Origin of the sequence: Phyllobacterium calauticae (assembly GCF_019991125.1) — a bacterium.
In the GTDB taxonomy this organism is placed as follows: Bacteria; Pseudomonadota; Alphaproteobacteria; order Rhizobiales; family Rhizobiaceae; genus Phyllobacterium; species Phyllobacterium calauticae.
Genome location: NZ_JAGENB010000003.1, coordinates 532,924 through 551,279 on the forward strand (window position 1 = coordinate 532,924; position 18,356 = coordinate 551,279).

The window sequence follows — 18,356 nt, forward strand, 5'->3', positions numbered from 1 at the left end:
ACAGCGCTGTCATGGCAATTGACCGCCAAGGGCCAGAAACCAAATACATCCAAAGCGCGTATCCCCGAATAGGTTTATACAATCGGCTTGTTACCCGGCAATGCCGTGCGCTTTTGTCGTCATACACCGGGAAGAAATCACTGCAGATGACGCGGGCAATTGCCTGCGGCCGTCATGCGGAAATCACAAAGGGTGACACGAGTTTTGATCTGTGCCACATTTTGTACCCAATTTGTCCGGCACAAGCACGGTCGGATTTAACCTTTTAAACAAGGAAAAGCAGGGCATGAGGGAAATACCCGCAATGCAGACCATTGCGCTCGTTGATGACGATCGCAACATTCTGACGTCCGTATCGATTGCGCTTGAATCGGAAGGTTACCGCGTCGAGACCTACACCGATGGCGCGTCTGCACTCGATGGGTTGATGGCACGTCCGCCCAATCTGGCCATTTTCGATATCAAGATGCCACGGATGGACGGTATGGAACTCCTGCGTCGCCTGCGCCAGAAATCCGATTTGCCGGTGATCTTCCTGACGTCCAAGGATGACGAGATCGATGAGCTCTTCGGCCTCAAGATGGGCGCCGATGACTTCATTACAAAGCCGTTCTCGCAGCGGCTTCTGGTCGAGCGCGTCAAGGCGGTGCTGCGCCGGGTCGCTGCGCGCGAAGGTGTGGCAAAGCCTGGCAGCCCTCAGGCCAAGTCGCTGGAGCGCGGTCAGCTTGTCATGGACCAGGAACGGCATACCTGCACCTGGATGGGTGAGCCGGTGACCCTGACGGTCACCGAGTTCCTCATCCTGCATTCCCTGGCGCAGCGTCCGGGCGTCGTCAAAAGCCGTGATGCGCTGATGGATGCAGCCTATGACGAACAGGTCTATGTGGATGATCGGACCATTGACAGCCACATCAAGCGCCTGCGCAAGAAGTTCAAGGTTGTCGACGACGACTTCGATATGATCGAAACACTCTATGGTGTCGGGTATCGCTTCCGCGAAACTTGATTCTGATTGTTCCTGTTGTTTGCGTGTAAATGGGCGGGCGATCACGCGTAGGAATGTCAACCATGCGTGATCCGCAGTACAATAAGATTGTCTCAGCGCATTTTGAGTGCGATGAGGCAGCCCAATTTACGATACTCTGAGGCAGAAATGGTAGCCGGACTCCAAGGCAGCAATGTTACGCGCAAGAGCGCCGTCATGCGCCGGAAGCGTTCGCTCGCCTTGAGGCGGTTGCTGCAGCCGCTCAATCGGCTCTTCGGCAACTACCTGTTTTCCAGCCTCACCCGCCGCATTCTCTTTCTCAACCTCGCCGGTCTTGCGGTGCTTTTGTCGGGCATCATGTATCTCAATCAGTTCCGTGACGGGCTGATCGATGCCCGTGTTGAAAGCCTAATGACGCAGGGCGAGATCATCGCGGCCGCCATCGCGTCGGAAGCGACGGTCGATACGAATTCCATCACCGTCGACCCTGAAAAATTGCTGGAATTGCAGGCTGGACAGAGCATAACGCCGTCGCCCGATGTGCTGGATAATCTCGATTTTCCCATCAATCCGGAGCGCGTGGCCCCTGTCCTGCGCCAACTGATCCAGCCGACCCGCACCCGTGCACGCATTTATGACCGCGATTCGAATCTTTTGCTGGATTCACGCCATCTCTACTCCCGCGGGCAGGTGTTACGGTACGAGTTGCCGCCGATCGATGGCGATGAGCCCAGTTTTCTCGAGCGGTTGACCAACCGGATGACCCGGCTGCTGCGCCGGAGCGATTTGCCGATCTATCAGGAACAACCCGGCGGCAATGGCGCTTCCTTTCCTGAAATTGTGAAAGCCTTGACGGGACAGCCCGCCACCTTCGTGCGCATGACGGAAAAGGGCGAGCAGATTGTTTCGGTTGCGGTCCCGATCCAGCGCTTCCGCGCTGTTCTTGGGGTGCTGCTGCTTTCCACGGAAGGCGGCGATATCGACAAGATCGTGCAGGGCGAACGTTATGCCATTATCCGGGTGTTTACTGTCGCGGCGCTGGTTATGGCCATTCTCTCATTGTTTCTGGCATCGACCATTGCCAATCCGCTGCGCCGTCTTGCGGCGGCGGCGGACCGCGTGCGTCACGGCGTGAAGAATCGTGAGGAAATTCCGGATTTTTCCGAGCGCCAGGACGAAATCGGCCATCTCTCCACCTCCATCCGCGACATGACCAATGCGCTCTATGCCCGCATCGAATCGATCGAGAGCTTTGCCGCCGATGTCAGCCACGAATTGAAAAACCCGCTGACATCATTGCGAAGCGCCGTGGAGACGCTGCCGCTGGCCAGGAATGATGATTCGCGCAAGCGCCTGATGGATGTGATCCAGCACGATGTGCGCCGGCTGGATCGCTTGATCACGGATATTTCCGATGCGTCACGTCTCGATGCGGAGCTGGCACGCGAAGATTCCGAACATGTCGATCTCAAGTTCCTGCTGGGCAATCTCGTGACCGCTGCGCGCGAAGTGCGGCGCAACAAGAAGGATACGCAGATCGAATTTGTCGTCGGCAAGCTGCCGACCAACAAGAAGGGCTTCTTCGTGGTTGGCCATGATCTGCGTCTCGGCCAGGTCGTTTCCAATCTCATCGAGAATGCACGTTCGTTCGTGCCGGAAGAGCATGGCATTATCACGGTCTCGCTGCAGCATATGGGCGACCGGGTGCGCATTCTGGTTGAAGACAATGGTCCGGGCATTCGCGTCGAACAGATCGACCGCATTTTCGAGCGTTTCTACACGGATCGCCCGTCAGGCGAAGCTTTCGGTCAGAACTCCGGCCTTGGACTCTCCATCAGCCGCCAGATCATCGAGGCGCATGGCGGCACGTTGAATGCGGAGAACATTATCGATCCCAATGATCCCGACAACTATCTCGGTGCCCGCTTCACCGCGATTCTCCCGGTCGAGATCTGATGCGGGACGACGAAGGCGAATTGATCCATGGCAGTGCCGTGCTTGTGGGCGAACACGGCGTCCTCATCCGTGGCGCCTCCGGTTCGGGGAAATCCTCCGTCGTGCGGGCGCTGATGGACCGCGCGTCTTATGGAGGTATGTTTGCCGCCCTGGTCAGCGATGATCAATGCGCCGTGCGGGAAACGTCGGGGCGTCTGCTCTGCACGGCTCCCGGCATTTTGCGGGGTGGATTGGAAGTGCGCGGCTCCGGATTGCATCTGGCGGATTTCGAGGAAAGTGCCATTCTCCATCTCCTGGTTGATCTTGTCGAACCGAACCAATCGGTTCGGTTCGGCGAAGATGCAGCAACGCATCTGCAAGGCGTCGCAATCGGGCATCTAATTCTGCCAAAATGCGAGATAGATGCCGCCTGCCGGGCTATCGAAGCCAGGCTGTTTCGGCAGGTATGGAAAAAATAATTGTTGTAACTCAATAAGTTGCACCGACGACCTGCGATAAAATGACTGACAGTCACGCACAAGTCATTTTTCCGCTTGCCTTCGCGATTCGTCCTGCCAAAATGCGACACCTGCCAAGTGGGGCATTCAATGCGCAGAAAAAAGCCTAAACCCAATGGGCTGGCGCAACAGGAGCAGTTTCAGAATGATCGGACTCGTGCTTGTGACGCACGGAAGACTGGCCGAGGAATTTCATCATGCTGTTGAGCATGTGGTCGGTCAGCAGGAATATTTGGAAACCGTCTCAATCGGTGCCGATGATGATATGGAGCAACGCAGGCGCGACATTGTCGATGCGGTGGCGCGTGCCGATAGCGGCAATGGCGTCATCATTTTGACAGATATGTTTGGCGGTACTCCTTCCAATCTGGCCATTTCAGTGATGGAATCAGGACGGATCGAGGTTATCGCCGGCGTCAATCTGCCCATGCTGATCAAGCTGTCGAGTGTACGCGTCACCAATGACATGGCGGCGTCGCTGCGCGAGGGGCAGGATGCCGGACGCAAATACATCAATGTGGCCAGTCAGGTGCTGACAGCCAAATAGAGGTTGAACACGCATGCGCCTGACAGGAGAAACGACCGGCACGTTTGATCCGGACAATGCGCTGGTTGCATCTTTCGAGATCATCAACCGGCGCGGGCTGCATGCGCGCGCTTCCGCCAAATTCGTCCAGCTCGTCGATGGTTACGACGCCCATGTGCGCGTCGAGAAAGACGGCATGACCGTGGGTGGAACCTCCATCATGGGGTTGATGATGCTTGCCGCCTCGCCGGGCTGCTGCATCAAGGTCAGCGCTTCAGGTCGGCAGGCCACCGATGTGATGATGGCGCTCGGGGCACTCATTGCAGATAAGTTCGGCGAAGAAGCCTGATGTGACGCTCGTCAGCCCGATTGCTGTCTTTGATGCGGGGATCGGCAGCTATGCCATTGTCGATCTGCTCCGGCGGCGGCTTCCCAGGCAGGATATCCTCTATTTCGCCGATCGCGCCAGCTTTCCCTATGGGAGAAAACCGCGCAGCGAGTTGCTGTCCGTCATGGACCGGACGATGCGGTTCTTGATGGCGCATGACCCCTCGGCCATCATCGTCGCTTCGAACGTGCCGTCGATAACCGTGATGGATGACCTGAAATCCATGGTGAACGTGCCGCTCTTTGGGGTTGTGCCGCCGCTGGCGGAAGCCCTGGCGACGACGCAAACCGGCAAGGTCGGCATCATGGGCGTGCAGTCGATGACCGGAAGCCCGCAGTTGCGGCAGTTCGTCGGCAGGCATACCGGTGATCCCGATGCCGTCGCCCTGATCGATGCCTCGCCCATGGTCGACCTTGTCGAGAATGGCGACTTTCTGTTCAATGCCGCCGCGACCCGGCAAAAGGTCGATGATTTCCTCGGCACGGTTTTTCGCAGCCATCCGGATATCGACGTGCTTACCCTGTCGAGCACGCACCTGCCGTGGCTCCGTTCCTATTTTGAGGCCAGCCGTCCGTCCTGCCGGTTCCTGGATCCGGCCGAGGCGATCGTGCAGACCATCGGCGCGGGGACGCAGGGCAGCGGCACCACCATCGCCATTGCCACCGAAAGCGCCGAATATACGCTGGATGCATTCCGGGCGATGCTGGCAAAACTGGGGATCGCCCTGCCTGTCAGTCCTGTTTCGCTGCCATTGCAATAAAATAACCGTCCTCCGGATATGCACGCATAAGGATTTCTTTATATCCCATTGTGCGCCCCGCCCTAATCTGATAGTCAACAGCAACCTCCGGTCGCCTCGGAATGGCGGCTGGACCGAAAAACAAAGACGGAGCTGACAACAGATGGCCGATAAGCAGGATTTTATAGTCAAGGACCTTGAGCTGGCCGCATGGGGCCGCAAGGAAATTGAAATCGCCGAAACCGAAATGCCGGGCCTGATGGCCAGCCGCGAAGAGTTTGGCACGTCCAAGCCGCTCAAGGGCGCGCGCATCACCGGTTCGCTTCATATGACGATCCAGACTGCGGTCCTGATCGAAACGCTGCAGGCCCTGGGCGCAACCGTGCGCTGGGCATCGTGCAATATCTTCTCGACCCAGGATCATGCGGCAGCGGCAATCGCAGCCACCGGAACGCCGGTTTTCGCCGTCAAGGGCGAAACACTGGAAGAATACTGGACCTATACCGACAAGATTTTCCAGTGGCCGGATGGCCAGCCTTCCAACATGATCCTCGATGATGGCGGCGATGCCACCATGTACATTCTGATCGGCGCGCGCGCTGAAGCCGGTGAGGACGTTCTGTCCAATCCGGGCAGCGAAGAGGAAGAAATCCTCTTTGCGCAGATCAAGAAGCGCATGAAGGAAACGCCGGGCTTCTTCACCAAGCAGCGCGATGCGATCAAGGGCGTCACGGAAGAAACGACAACCGGTGTGAACCGTCTGTACCAGTTGCAGAAGAAGGGCCTCCTGCCTTTCCCGGCAATCAACGTCAACGACAGCGTTACCAAGTCGAAGTTCGACAACAAGTATGGCTGCAAGGAATCGCTGGTGGACGGCATCCGCCGCGCCACCGACGTCATGATGGCCGGCAAGGTTGCCGTGGTTTGCGGTTACGGTGACGTGGGCAAGGGTTCGGCCCAGTCGCTCCTCGGTGCCGGGGCACGCGTCAAGGTCACGGAAGTTGATCCGATCTGCGCGCTGCAGGCTGCGATGGACGGTTTCGAAGTGGTCACGCTTGAAGATGCCGCACCGACCGCCGACATCATCATCACCACGACCGGCAACAAGGATGTCATCAAGCTCGATGACATGCGCAAGATGAAGGACATGGTGATCGTCGGTAACATCGGTCACTTCGACAACGAGATCCAGGTCTCGGCACTGCGCAACCTCAAGTGGAACAACATCAAGCCGCAGGTCGACATGATCTCGTTCCCGGACGGCAAGCGCATGCTGCTTCTCTCCGAAGGCCGTCTGCTCAATCTGGGCAACGCAACGGGACATCCGAGCTTCGTCATGTCCGCATCGTTCACCAACCAGGTTCTGGCTCAGATCGAGCTCTACAGCCGCGGTGAGCAGTACAAGAATGAGGTCTACGTCCTGCCGAAGCATCTCGATGAAAAGGTCGCGCGCCTGCATCTCGATAAGCTTGGTGCGAAATTGACGACCCTTTCGGACGAACAGGCTGCCTATATCGGTGTCACACCGAATGGTCCTTTCAAGTCGGACCACTACAGATATTAATCTGTTAACCAGTACACACAATATATGGAAGCCGAAGGATTGACAAATTCTTCGGCTTTCTTTTTTGCGCGGAGTTCTTCCCGTCGATTCGTCAAGGGTTTATTGTAGTGATTCGGGATAGCTTTCTTCCAGATGGGCCAAATGGTTGGATCAATCAGATGGGTTGGAACATGAGATATCTGTCAGGATGGGGCGACGACGGTTGATATGAAGATTGGTGATGGGGATGTTCGCGGGAAAGAGGCAACACGCGGAAAGCGGGTGCTGAAGAAACTGCGGACTGTGCTGGCGGGAGCCGGCTCGACTGTTTCTATCCTTGGCGCCATGTCTTCTGCCGCCCATGCCGATGATCCGCTTGGCAAGATCAACACCCCATTCGGGGTTGCATTCGGCACGTTCGAAGTCATCCAGTTTGCCATGTTCCTCGGCGCGATGGGCGCGGCCCTGTTGTCGGCGGGCTGGCTGATCCGCGAGCGCAGCCGCATTGCCAGCGAGAATCGCCAGTTGCGCGACAAGGTCGCCGATCTCAATGTCGCGGTTCAGCGCGGCGAAGCGCTGCTCAATCTGAAGGATCAACGGGTGGTTGTGTGGGAAGGCAACTCCACGGCGCCCAATCTCGTCGGCAGCCTGCCGCAGGAAATCGGTGTTCCCGAAGACCGCTCGCTGTTTCTGGCTTTTGGCCGCTGGTTGCGCATTGATTCCGCAACGTTGCTGGATCGCTCGGTCGAGGCCCTGCGCGGCAAGGCGCGTGCCTTCGATATCGTCGTCGAGACGTCGAAGGGAACGCCACTGGAGGTCCAGGGCCGCACGTCCGGCGGCTATGCCATTGTTCGTTTCATCAGCTTGGGCGAGGCGCGCGCCACCCAGGCGCTGCTGAAGACGGAAAACTATCAGCTCAACGAAGCCCTGACCACATTGCGGGGACTGTTGGAACAACTGGAAATGCCGGCCTGGAGCCGCGACAGGAGCGGCAAGCTCAATTGGGTCAACATGGCCTATGCCAAGGCGGTTGATGTCAGTGACGTGCATGTTGCCGTGGCGGAGACACGCGAATTGTTCGGGGTGCAGGCACGCGAGCGTATCGAGCGCGAGAAGGCGGCAAGCCGGCCTTTCCACGATGAACTGTCGACTGTGGTCGGCGGCGATCGTCACGTGTTCCGGGTCACGGATGTCGCGAGCAGCGCCGGTTCCGCCGGTCTGGCCAATGATGTCAGCGACATTGAACTGGTGCGCGAGGAATTCAAGCGCACCGTCCTCAATCACTCGGACACGCTGGACCAGTTGAATTCGGCAGTCGCCATGTTCGATGCGAACAGGAAGCTGCAATTCTTCAATCAGGCATTTGCCAAGCTGTGGGGGCTGGAAACCTCGCTGCTGGAAAGCCGACCCGACAATGCCATGCTGCTCGACCGCTTCCGCAGCGACGGCACATTGCCGGAACAGCCGGATTGGCGCCGCTGGAAGGATTCCATGCTTTCGGCCTATCATTCGGTCGAATCGCAGGAGCATTTGTGGCATCTGACCGACGGCCGCACCTTGCGCGTCATCGTCAATCCGCAGCCCAAGGGCGGCGTCACCTGGGTTTTCGAGAACCTGACGGAAAAGCTGCAGCTTGAAAGCCGCTACAACACGCTGATCAAGGTGCAGGGGCAGACGCTGGACCATCTGGCCGAAGGTGTGGCGGTGTTCGGTTCCGATGGCAAGATTCGCCTGTCCAATCCCGCCTTTGCATCGCTCTGGTCACTGAAAGCCGAACAGGTCGCCGAAGGCATGCATATCTCGGCGATCCGCCGCCTGTGCGAGCCGGTTTCCGATGCGACCCAATGGGAAAGCTTTGTGACGACCGTCACAGGCTTTGACGACAAACGGGAGTCGCTGTCAGGTCATGTCGAGCTGACGACCGGAAAAATCCTCTATTTTGCCTCTGCGCCCCTGCCGAGCGGCCAGACCATGCTGACCTTCGTCGATGTAACGGATTCCGTGCGGGTCGAACGGGCGCTGAAGGAAAAGAACGAGGCGCTGGAGCGCACGGATGAACTGAAGAACGATTTCGTCCAGCATGTCTCCTACGAGTTGCGCTCGCCGCTGACCAACATCATGGGCTTTACCGAACTGCTGCAGACGCCGATGACCGGCCCGCTCAACGAGCGTCAGCGCGATTATCTCGACCATATTGGCACGTCGTCTTCGGTGCTGCTGACCATCGTCAACGATATTCTCGATCTCGCCACGGTCGATGCCGGTATCATGGAGCTGGATATCAGTGACGTCTCGGTTGCCGATGCCGTCGCCACTGCCTCTGAAAAAGTAGCCGAACGCCTCAAGGAGCATAACATCCTGCTCGACACCCGCATTGCATCCGGCGCGGGTTCTTTCCGTGCCGATGCCAGCCGCGTCAAGCAGGTGCTTGCCAATCTGCTCAGCAATGCCGCCAATTATGCACCCGAAGGCAGCACGATCACACTGACCTGCGGGCGGGAACAGAATGAGATGGTTTTCAGCGTTCAGGACAACGGACCCGGCATGCCGGACTATGTGCTCGACAGTATTTTCAAGCGGTTCCAGCCCTATCCGAACGGCGGCCGCAAGCGCGGTGCCGGTCTTGGCCTTTCCATCGTCAAAGGCTTTGTGGAGCTGCATGGCGGCAAGGTCGATATCAGCAGTGCCGCGGGCAGGGGCACGCTGGTGACCTGCCGGTTCCCGCTGGAAGCACGTACCTTCAGCATCGCTGCTGAATAAGGCGCCCATGACGTCCCTGACACTCCAGCTTGCAACGGCAGAAGACACGGAACGGCTTGGTCAGGACATCGGGCTGGCGCTGGTCAAGGGCGATCTTGTCACGCTGTCCGGCGATCTGGGGGCCGGAAAATCGACGCTGGCCCGCGGGCTGATCCGCACCATAGCCAACGACAGTGCCTATGAGGTTCCAAGCCCCACCTTCACGATCGTGCAATCCTATCCGGAACTGCGTTTGCCGATCAGTCACGTGGATTTATACCGGCTGTCTTCCAGCGAAGAAATCGACGAGCTTGGGCTGGACGAAGCACTGGAGGATGGTGCAGTTCTGGTGGAATGGCCGGAGCGGGCCGATGAGGCGCTGGCCAAGCCGGCAATCCGCGTCAATCTGCTCCATGATGGCAACGGCCGCACGGTCGAGATTGACGGGAAAGACGCCGCCCTTGCAAGGCTGCAGCGCTCGCTCGCCATACGCACATTCCTCGGCCGGGCAGGATATGCCGATGCAGACCGCCGCTATCTGCTTGGCGATGCCTCTGCACGCGGCTACGAGACGATCGATACCGGCTGTGAACGCCCGCTGATCCTCATGAACTCGCCCTATAATCCCGGCGGACCGATCCTGCGCGATGGCAAGACCTATATGCAGATCGCCCATCTTTCCCAGTCGGTGACGGCGTTCGTAGCGGTCAACCATCTCTTACGGTCCAATGGCTTCTATGTTCCGCAGATCATGTCCGACGATCTCGACAACGGCTTCCTGTTGCTCGAGAATCTTGGAAATGAAGGCATACTCGATGCGGATGGCGCCCCCATCGTCGAACGGTACGAGGCGTCCGTGCGGCTGCTGGCGCGCATGCATGAGTGCACCTGGGCGCGCGACGTCGAGATTGCCAAGGGCTATACCCATCATATCCATGATTTCGACCGCGACGCCATGATGATCGAAGTGGAACTTCTGTCGGATTGGTATGTTCCGCGGATGGCGGGTTTCCGGCTGGCGCCGGAACAGAAGGCGGCCTACGTTGCCGCTTGGGATCGTGTATTTAGTCGGCTTCATTCTTCGGAGAAAAGCCTGGTTCAGCGCGATTTCCATTCCCCCAACATTCTCTGGCGCGGCGAGGCCAGCGGCATCGACCGCGTCGGGCTTCTCGATTTTCAGGATGCGATGATTGGCCCATCCGCCTATGACGTGGCATCTCTGGTGCTCGATGCGCGCGTAACGGTCGAGCCTGAACTTCAGCAATACCTGCTGGCCGCTTATATCGAGGAACGGCAGTCCCGCGACGGTTCTTTCAACGAAAGCGCCTTTCTGGAGGCATTTTCCATCATGGCGGCGCAGCGCAATGCCAAGATTCTGGGAATCTTCGTGCGGCTGGATGAACGCGACGGCAAACCCTATTATCTCAAGCACCTTCCGCGCATCCAGGCTTATCTGGCCGGCGCTCTCGACCATCCGTCATTGGCGCCAGTCCGTGAATGGTGCGAAAAGATGGACCTTCTTTCCCTGGAGCAGCAGTGAATGACGACACCCGATACGGCGATGCTTCTGGCTGCGGGCCTCGGAAAGCGCTTGCGTCCCATTACCGATACGATGCCAAAACCACTGGTAAAGGTAGCCGGCAAATCATTGATCGATTGGGGGCTTGATGCTCTCAATGCGGCAGGGATTGCCCGCGCGGTGGTCAATGTTCACTATCTCGCCGACCAGATGGAACAGCATCTCGGATCGCGGCGTTCGCCGGCAATCGCCATATCGGACGAGCGGACTGAACTGCTCGATTCGGCTGGCGGCATCGTCAAGGCCCTGCCCCTGATCGGTCAGGATGCCTTTTACATTCTCAACGCCGATACATTCTGGATCGACGGGCCCCGTCCCAATCTTGTCCGCCTCGCTGAAGCATGGGATGCTTCGAAGATGGACATTCTTGTGATGGTGGCACGCAGGGATCAGGCGACCGGCTATGAAGGCCGCGGCGATTTCACGGTGGATGCCGAGGGAAGGCTGCAGCGCTTCCGCGAAGGTGACGCATCGCCCTATATCTATGCCGGGGCTGCGATCACGCATCCGCGTCTCTTTGAAGGAAAGCCGGTGGCGCGTGCGTCGCTCAATCGCTATTTTGATGAAGCCATCAGTGCCGGGCGTCTCTTCGGGATGCCGATGCAGGGCCATTGGCTGACCGTCGGCACGCCCGAGGCGATCGGAGAGGCGGAAGCTGTGATTGCCGGTCTCGGGCAGGAGACCCATGGTTGAGCGCCACAGCCCACGCATTTTCTCGATAGCTCCCGGCGACCCCTTTCTTCCCGCTCTGGTCGACGCGATTCTGTCCGGCAATCTCATTCCCGGTTTTCCGGCCAATCCCACCGATCCGCTGGCGCTTGCCGGGGCGACGATTTATGTGCCGACCCGCCGCGCGGCGCGGACCCTGCGCTCGCTGCTTGTTGAAAAGAGTCCGGTGAAATCCGCGATCCTTCCCGTCATCCGGCCGCTCGGTGACGTGGATGAAGATGCAGCGATGTTCGATATGGGGTCGGACGCGTTTTTCGATCTGCTGCCGCCGGTCAGTTCGACGGAACGGCTGCTTCTGCTGGCACGGCTGGTGCGGCCGTGGCGGGAGCGCCTGCCGGAGCATGTCCGTGCCCTGTTCGGCAATGAGGATATTGCCATTCCAGCAACCACGGCGGATGCCATCTGGCTGGCGCGCGATCTGGCCGGGCTCATGGATCAGGTAGAGACTGAGGCAAGCGGCTGGAGCACGCTGTCGAACATCGTTTCGGAGGAACTGCCGGAGTGGTGGCAGGTGACATTGGATTTCCTCAACATCGTCACCAGTCTCTGGCCGGATATTCTCAATGAGCGGCACCGGTCCAATCCCGCCGCCCACCGCAATCAGCTGATTGAACTGGAAGCAGAGCGGCTTCTGCGCAACCCTCCCGATGGCCCTGTTATCGCCGCGGGTTCCACCGGCTCGATCCCGGCCACGGCACATCTTCTCAGTGCAATCGCCGCCCTGCCGCAAGGTGCGGTGGTCCTGCCCGGGCTTGATCGCGACATGGATGAGTCGAGCTGGCAGGTGCTGGCCAACACGCAGGACAATCCGTCCATCTTTGGTCATCCGCAATTCGGCCTGAGGAAGCTTCTGGCCGAGCTTGGCGTCCTGCACCAGGACGTTGTCCGTCTTGGCGCGGTCAGCCCGCAGAAGCGCGCGCGCGAGCATCTGCTGGCGGAAGCCATGCGCCCTGCCGAAACAAGCGAGGCGTGGAGTGCGATCAACCGGGAAAGCAACGCGTTTTCCGCGGCGGTCGCGCCCGTCGCCCTGATCGAGGCGGCCAATGAGCGCGAGGAAGCACTGGCAGTGGCGATCGCCCTGCGCGATGCCATTGAGACACCCGATAAGACGGCGGCGCTCATTACGGCGGATCGTGATCTCGCCCGGCGTGTGGCCAGTGAACTTGCGCGTTTCAACATTGCCGCCGATGATTCCGGCGGTCATGCCCTGCGCGAAACCCAGCCGGCAACGCTGTTGCGCCTCACACTGGAAACGGTGTTCAATCCCGGTGACCCTGTCGTGCTGCTGGCCCTGCTCAAGCATCCGCTGACGCGGCTCGGCATGGACCGCAACGCCGTGCGGCAGGCGGCGGAAACCATTGAACTCATTGCCCTGCGCGGCGGCACCGGACGCGCGACCCTGGCAGGACTGGCTGAATTCTTTGAGCGGCGTCTCGCCGAAGGCAGTGCGTCACCGTTCGAGCCTGCCTGGCTGCGCCAGATTTCCGCGCAGCGGATTGAGGCCGCGCGGATCGTCTGCGCGGCGCTCGGGCAATGCATGCTTGAGCTCAGTGCCTTCACGCAGGTCGGCGAATCCGTGGAAATATCGGATATCGTCCGGGCAACGATTGCCAGCCTCGAAAATCTGGTCCGCGATGACAGGGGCGATATATCGGGGCTTTATACCGGCGCTGCCGGAGAACAGTTCGCCGCCTTTCTGCGCAATCTCGTGTCCGCCGATTCCGGTCTCGATTTCATGCCGGTTGAATGGCCGGCAATGATCGAAGCCCTGATGGCAGGTGAGGTGGTGAAACCCAAGGCCGGTGCCCATCCGCGCCTGTTCATCTGGGGTGCGCTGGAAGCGCGCCTGCAGACCGTCGATACCGTCATCATCGGCGGCCTGAATGAGGGGTCCTGGCCTGGCAAGACCCGCAACGACCCCTTCATGTCCCGGCCGATGAAAGCCGTCATCAACCTGGAACCGCCGGAACGGCGCACCGGCCTTGCGGCGCATGATTTCCAGATGGCGCTCGGCATGGAGCGGGTCATTCTCAGCCGGGCGCAGCGCTCGGCCAATGCGCCAACCGTTGCATCGCGCTGGTTGCAGCGGCTGGAAACGGTGCTTGGCAAGAAGGCCGGTGATGAATTGCGCGCACGCGGTGCGCAATATCTGCATTGGGCCCGGGATATCGACGATGCGCCGGATGAGGACTTTGTCAAACGGCCGGAGCCAAAGCCGCCGCTCGAGGCGCGGCCAAAGCATTTTTCCGTCACGGAAATCGAAACCCTGCGGCGCGATCCCTACGCGATCTTCGCCCGGCGCATCCTGCGCCTGCGTCCCATCGAGCCGCTGATCCGCGATCCCGATGCGGCGGAGCGCGGCTCGCTGTTTCACGACATTCTGGCGCATTTTACCGAACAGGGTATCGATCCGGTTCGTGCCGATGCGGCTGCCCGGCTTTCGGAGATTGGCCGGCGCTATTTCGATGACATCGCCTTGCCGGAGGAAATCGACGCGGTGTGGTGGCCACGTTTCCTGAACCTCGTGCCCGAGTTCCTGCAATGGGAGCGCGAACGGGCGCCGCTGCTGGCCGAGCGCCATCCGGAAATCGCTTCGAAGAAAATCCTGGTCGAAGCGTCGGGCGTCACGCTTTCCGGCCGCGCCGACCGTGTCGATCTGATGCGGGACGGCACGGTTGAAATCATCGATTACAAGACCGGTTCCACCCCCTCGCGCAAGCAGGCCCATGTGCTGCTCTCGCCGCAGCTGGCACTGGAAGCGGCGCTTCTCGCCCGCGGTGCCTTTCACGAAGTCGGCGCGCGTCAGGCCTCGGATCTGCTCTATGTGCGCTTGCGGCCAAACGGCCGGGTTGATCCTGAATCGATCCTCAAGGTGGGAACAGCGGCCAGCAAGAGCGAAAAGACTGCGCCTGAGCTCGGTGTGCTTGCGTGGCTCCGCTTGAATGAACTGCTTGTTGCCTATCATGATCCGCAAAAAGGGTATCTGTCGCGCGCCCTGCCGTTCAAGGAAAGCGATCTGACGGGGGATTATGATCATCTCGCGCGGGTGCTGGAATGGTCGGCGGGCGGCGCTGACGATGGCGGGGAGGGCGGGGAATGAAAAAGCCGCTCAACATCCCCAGGGAAACCATTGCCGACCAGAACAGTGCCGCCAATCCGGTGGATTCCGTCTGGGTGTCCGCCAACGCAGGGTCAGGCAAGACACACGTTCTGACCGAGCGTGTCATCCGCCTTCTGCTCGACGGCACCGATCCGTCGAAAATACTGTGTCTGACCTATACCAAGGCCGCAGCAGCCGTCATGCAGAACCGCGTCTTTGCCCGGCTTTCCGATTGGGCAACCATGGATGAGGAGGCACTGGCGCAAACGATTGAGAAAATCGACGGCAAGCGCCCCGGACCCGCGCGGCTGGCGCAGGCGCGCCGCCTGTTTGCCCGGGCATTGGAAACGCCGGGGGGGCTGAAGATCCAGACGATCCATGCCTTCTGCGAGGCCATTCTGCATCAGTTTCCATTGGAAGCGAACATCGCCGGTCATTTTGAACTGATGGATGACATGATGCAGGTGGCGCTGGTGGGGGAAGCACGCCGCCAGCTGCTCCAGACAGCGCGGCTTGACGGCAATGTCGAGCTTGCGGCTGCCTTCAACGATGTCCTGGACGCGGCCGGAGAATTCGGGTTGCAGGAACTGCTCGATGAAGCCGTCAACAAGCGCCATGACCTGACCCAGTTCATTCGCGACGTGGGTCATGATGCGCTGCGGCGTCCCCTCTTCTTTGCCCAGTTCGGCTTTACCGGCGAGGAGACGGAAGACGATATCCTGTCCACCCTCTGGCCGGTTCCGGAATTCCCGCAGGGCGTGCTGGACGATATCATGGCGGTGCCGAAAGGCGCTTCGCGGGCCCAGGAATTTGCGCTCCTGCTGCGGTTTGCCAAGGTGAATGATCAAATCGATCAGCGCGAAGAGGTGCTGCGTACCGCCTTTCTCAAAGCGACAGGCGATCCCAAGAGCGGCAGCTATGTCGCCTCGAAGGGCGTGACCGACCGCATTCCCGATTTCATCGAACGCTATGACCGGGCAGCGGACAGGGTTTTCAACGGCCTGGACCGCCTGAAGCAGCTGCGGCAGATCCGGCTGACCCTGTCGGCACTGGTGCTGATCGACGATCTGATCGGCCGTTACCAGCAGATGAAAAGGGCGCGGGGCCTTCTCGACTTCGATGATCTGATCGTGCGCACGGTGGCACTGCTGGCGCGGCAGGACGCCGGGCCGTGGGTGCAGTACAAGCTCGACAAGGGCATTGATCACATTCTGGTCGATGAGGCGCAGGATACCAGCCCCAACCAGTGGCGGGTCATCCGCCTGCTCAGCGAGGAGTTTTTTTCCGGCAGTACCGCGCGCACCGTTCGGCGTACCCTGTTCGCCGTGGGCGATGAAAAGCAGTCCATCTATTCCTTCCAGGGCGCCATCCCGGAAGATTTCGCCCGCCATGGCAAGGCAACCCAGAAAAACGCCGAAAATGCCGAGCTGAGTTTCTCCAGGGTCAATCTGAACTTCTCCTTCCGCTCCGTACCCGACGTGCTGTCCGCAGTGGATGCCGTGTTCAAGCGGCCTGAAGCCAATCGCGGCTTTGGTGCCGATCACGGGGCGACTGTCCACACGGCGATCCGGTCCGGCGATCCCGGCGAAGTGCAGATCTGGGATATGCTGACGCCCGAAACCACGGAACAGGAGGAGGATTGGCGCACACCGGTCGACAGCCTTCCCGCGCCGCCGGTTCGCCTTGCCGAACAGATCGCCAGGACCATCGATCTCTGGTTGAAAAACGGCGAGGTCATCGAAGGCAAGAACCGGCGTCTGCAGGCGCGCGATATCATGGTCCTGGTGCGCAAGCGCGATCAGTTCATGCCCGCCCTGTCGCGTGAGTTGAAGAAGCGCCATGTGCCGGTGGCCGGTGCCGACCGGCTCAAACTGACGGACCATATCGCCGTCAAGGATTTGATGGCGCTTGGTCGTTTCATGCTCTTGCCCTCCGATGATCTGTCGCTGGCGGCACTGCTCAAGAGCCCGATCTTCAAATGGGACGATGACCAGCTTTTCCATCTGGCGCACGGGCGGGCGGAAAACGAAACCCTGCATCAGCGCCTGACGATCCGGGCCAAGAGCGATCCTGCGCTGGCGACCGTCGCCAAGCGACTGCAGGAGTGGCGCAACCGTGCCGATACGGTGCCGGTGTTCGAATTCTACGCGGATATTCTCGGCAGTGGCGGTGCACGGCGCGAGCTTCTGGCGCGGCTTGGGCACGAGGCTGGCGACGTGATCGACGAATTCCAGAACTATGCCATCGCCACGGAGAAGACCGGTCTTCCCGGACTGCAGGCCTTTCTGGAAACGCTCGAGGCCGCCACGCCCGAGATCAAGCGCGAACTCGACCAGAGCCGGGATGAAGTGCGCATCATGACCGTGCATGCGGCCAAGGGGCTTGAAGCTGCGGTGGTATTCCTGGTTGATTCCGGCAGTTCCGCTTCGTCGGGCGGGCGCACGCCCAATCTTCTGTCGTTCCCGATGAAGGAAGAAGAGGGATGGCAGGGCAAGGGCTTCCTTTTCGTGCCGTCCAAATCCTATGCAACCGCCTTTACCGGCTCCATCGTCGACAGCCTGAAAGTACGGTCGGAAGAGGAGTATCGCCGTCTGCTCTATGTCGGCATGACCCGCGCGGAAGACCGTTTGATCGTTTGCGGCTATCGCGGCGCCCGCCAGTCGCCGGATACCTGGCACGGTCTTGTCGATGCGGCGCTCGCGGATGTGAGCGAACCGTTCGATCATCCGGTTGAGGGCATCGTGGCGAAACGTTACCGCGAGACTGCGCGGACCGGTGGTCCGGTGCAGGAGCCGGAATTGGTGCCGGCGGCATCGGTTATGCCTTTCCCGTCCCGGTATCGTGTGCCCATGGCAAGGGAGGCCGGGCTGCCGCGCCCGCTGGCGCCGTCCGGCGTGTCTCTTCTGATCGAGCCCGAAGAGGAAGAGCCGCTGGTCACCGGCTCGCCGGTTCTCGGCGCGGAGAGCACCGATCCCGCCTTTGCGATTCGGCGCGGTACGGTCATCCATGCGCTGCTACAGACATTACCCAATCTGCCCGCCGCTCACCGCCGCGCTGCCGCCGAGCGGTATCTCTCCCGCGCTGCCTTTGACTGGAAGCCGGACGAAATCGAAAGCGCCCTGCAATCGGCATTCGCCGTCATGGACGATCAGCGTTTCGCGCCGGTCTTCGCGCCCGGTTCCCTCGCGGAAATCGCAGTCATGGGCACGTTGCATCTGCGCGGCAAGGATCATGCCGTATCCGGTGTCATTGACCGGCTTGCGGTGAGCGAAAGCCGCGTGCTGATCGTCGATTACAAGACCAACCGTCCGGCGCCGCGCAGCCTGAAAGAGGTGCCCGACGCCTATGTGGCGCAGCTGGCACTCTACCGGCAATTGCTGGAGCCGCTTTATCCTGGAAAGAGCGTGGAGGCTGCCCTGCTGTTCACCGAAGGCCCGCATCTCATCGATATTCCGGTGAATGAGATGCAGGCCGCCCTTGCCCGTCTCACCGCATCGTGAGATGACCGAGCTTGACGCGGGTGGGTAGACTCACCACATGATGGGCAACATTCAATAACCGATAAGGAAAAGCCG

General features: G+C 59.9%; 12 protein-coding genes. All 12 read left to right on the top strand.

Translation table 11 applies throughout. From position 1 onward, the window contains the following. Positions 1–286 precede the first annotated feature (286 nt). The 12 genes from J1W56_RS14520 (at position 287) to addA (ending at position 18,281) form a co-directional block, all read left to right on the top strand. On the top strand, positions 287–1,006 hold the full coding sequence (locus tag J1W56_RS14520) for a response regulator transcription factor (protein ID WP_223613970.1): 720 nt from the start codon (positions 287–289) through the stop codon (positions 1,004–1,006). 147 nt (positions 1,007–1,153) lie between these two features. Continuing rightward, a complete protein-coding gene (locus J1W56_RS14525; protein ID WP_319025546.1) occupies positions 1,154–2,941 on the top strand; it encodes a sensor histidine kinase in 1,788 nt (595 codons plus the stop codon). Continuing rightward, a complete protein-coding gene (locus J1W56_RS14530) occupies positions 2,941–3,399 on the top strand; it encodes an HPr kinase/phosphorylase (protein ID WP_223613971.1) in 459 nt (152 codons plus the stop codon). The genes J1W56_RS14525 and J1W56_RS14530 overlap by 1 nt, the downstream gene beginning before the upstream one ends. A gap of 184 nt (positions 3,400–3,583) precedes the next feature. Then, positions 3,584–3,985 carry a PTS sugar transporter subunit IIA gene (locus J1W56_RS14535; RefSeq protein WP_091879322.1) on the top strand — a complete coding sequence of 134 codons (402 nt, stop codon included), beginning with the start codon at positions 3,584–3,586 and terminating at the stop codon, positions 3,983–3,985. Positions 3,986–3,998: 13 nt separating this feature from the next. Then, positions 3,999–4,313 (top strand): HPr family phosphocarrier protein, encoded by a 315-nt coding sequence (locus tag J1W56_RS14540; protein ID WP_223613972.1) that lies wholly within the window; start codon positions 3,999–4,001, stop codon positions 4,311–4,313. Then, the gene (locus tag J1W56_RS14545) at positions 4,285–5,112 is read left to right on the top strand and encodes a glutamate racemase (RefSeq protein WP_223613973.1); all 828 of its coding nucleotides are present in this window, start codon (positions 4,285–4,287) and stop codon (positions 5,110–5,112) included. Before J1W56_RS14540 ends, J1W56_RS14545 begins: the two co-directional genes overlap by 29 nt. A 142-nt stretch (positions 5,113–5,254) precedes the next feature. Beyond that, the gene (gene ahcY / locus J1W56_RS14550; protein WP_223613974.1) at positions 5,255–6,655 is read left to right on the top strand and encodes an adenosylhomocysteinase; all 1,401 of its coding nucleotides are present in this window, start codon (positions 5,255–5,257) and stop codon (positions 6,653–6,655) included. A 207-nt stretch (positions 6,656–6,862) separates the two neighbouring features. Further along, positions 6,863–9,394, top strand: coding sequence for a sensor histidine kinase (locus tag J1W56_RS14555; RefSeq protein WP_404928137.1), 2,532 nt, complete (start codon positions 6,863–6,865; stop codon positions 9,392–9,394). A 7-nt stretch (positions 9,395–9,401) separates the two neighbouring features. Continuing rightward, on the top strand, positions 9,402–10,913 hold the full coding sequence (gene tsaE, locus J1W56_RS14560) for a tRNA (adenosine(37)-N6)-threonylcarbamoyltransferase complex ATPase subunit type 1 TsaE (RefSeq protein ID WP_223613975.1): 1,512 nt from the start codon (positions 9,402–9,404) through the stop codon (positions 10,911–10,913). Further along, positions 10,914–11,645, top strand: a complete 732-nt coding sequence (locus tag J1W56_RS14565) for a nucleotidyltransferase family protein (RefSeq protein ID WP_223613976.1) — start codon at positions 10,914–10,916, stop codon at positions 11,643–11,645. Beyond that, positions 11,638–14,781, top strand: coding sequence for a double-strand break repair protein AddB (gene addB / locus J1W56_RS14570; protein WP_223613977.1), 3,144 nt, complete (start codon positions 11,638–11,640; stop codon positions 14,779–14,781). The genes J1W56_RS14565 and addB overlap by 8 nt, the downstream gene beginning before the upstream one ends. Beyond that, positions 14,778–18,281 (top strand): double-strand break repair helicase AddA, encoded by a 3,504-nt coding sequence (addA, locus tag J1W56_RS14575; protein ID WP_223613978.1) that lies wholly within the window; start codon positions 14,778–14,780, stop codon positions 18,279–18,281. The genes addB and addA overlap by 4 nt, the downstream gene beginning before the upstream one ends. Positions 18,282–18,356: the final 75 nt, after the last annotated feature.

Bases quoted from the DNA above. Each gene is read 5' to 3' on its own strand.
- J1W56_RS14520 (WP_223613970.1), top strand. From the start codon at position 287: ATGAGGGAAATACCCGCAATGCAGACCATTGCGCTCGTTGATGACGAT.
- J1W56_RS14525 (WP_319025546.1), top strand. From the start codon at position 1,154: ATGGTAGCCGGACTCCAAGGCAGCAATGTTACGCGCAAGAGCGCCGTC.
- J1W56_RS14530 (WP_223613971.1), top strand. From the start codon at position 2,941: ATGCGGGACGACGAAGGCGAATTGATCCATGGCAGTGCCGTGCTTGTG.
- J1W56_RS14535 (WP_091879322.1), top strand. From the start codon at position 3,584: ATGATCGGACTCGTGCTTGTGACGCACGGAAGACTGGCCGAGGAATTT.
- J1W56_RS14540 (WP_223613972.1), top strand. From the start codon at position 3,999: ATGCGCCTGACAGGAGAAACGACCGGCACGTTTGATCCGGACAATGCG.
- ahcY (WP_223613974.1), top strand. From the start codon at position 5,255: ATGGCCGATAAGCAGGATTTTATAGTCAAGGACCTTGAGCTGGCCGCA.
- J1W56_RS14555 (WP_404928137.1), top strand. From the start codon at position 6,863: ATGAAGATTGGTGATGGGGATGTTCGCGGGAAAGAGGCAACACGCGGA.
- tsaE (WP_223613975.1), top strand. From the start codon at position 9,402: ATGACGTCCCTGACACTCCAGCTTGCAACGGCAGAAGACACGGAACGG.
- J1W56_RS14565 (WP_223613976.1), top strand. From the start codon at position 10,914: ATGACGACACCCGATACGGCGATGCTTCTGGCTGCGGGCCTCGGAAAG.
- addB (WP_223613977.1), top strand. From the start codon at position 11,638: ATGGTTGAGCGCCACAGCCCACGCATTTTCTCGATAGCTCCCGGCGAC.
- addA (WP_223613978.1), top strand. From the start codon at position 14,778: ATGAAAAAGCCGCTCAACATCCCCAGGGAAACCATTGCCGACCAGAAC.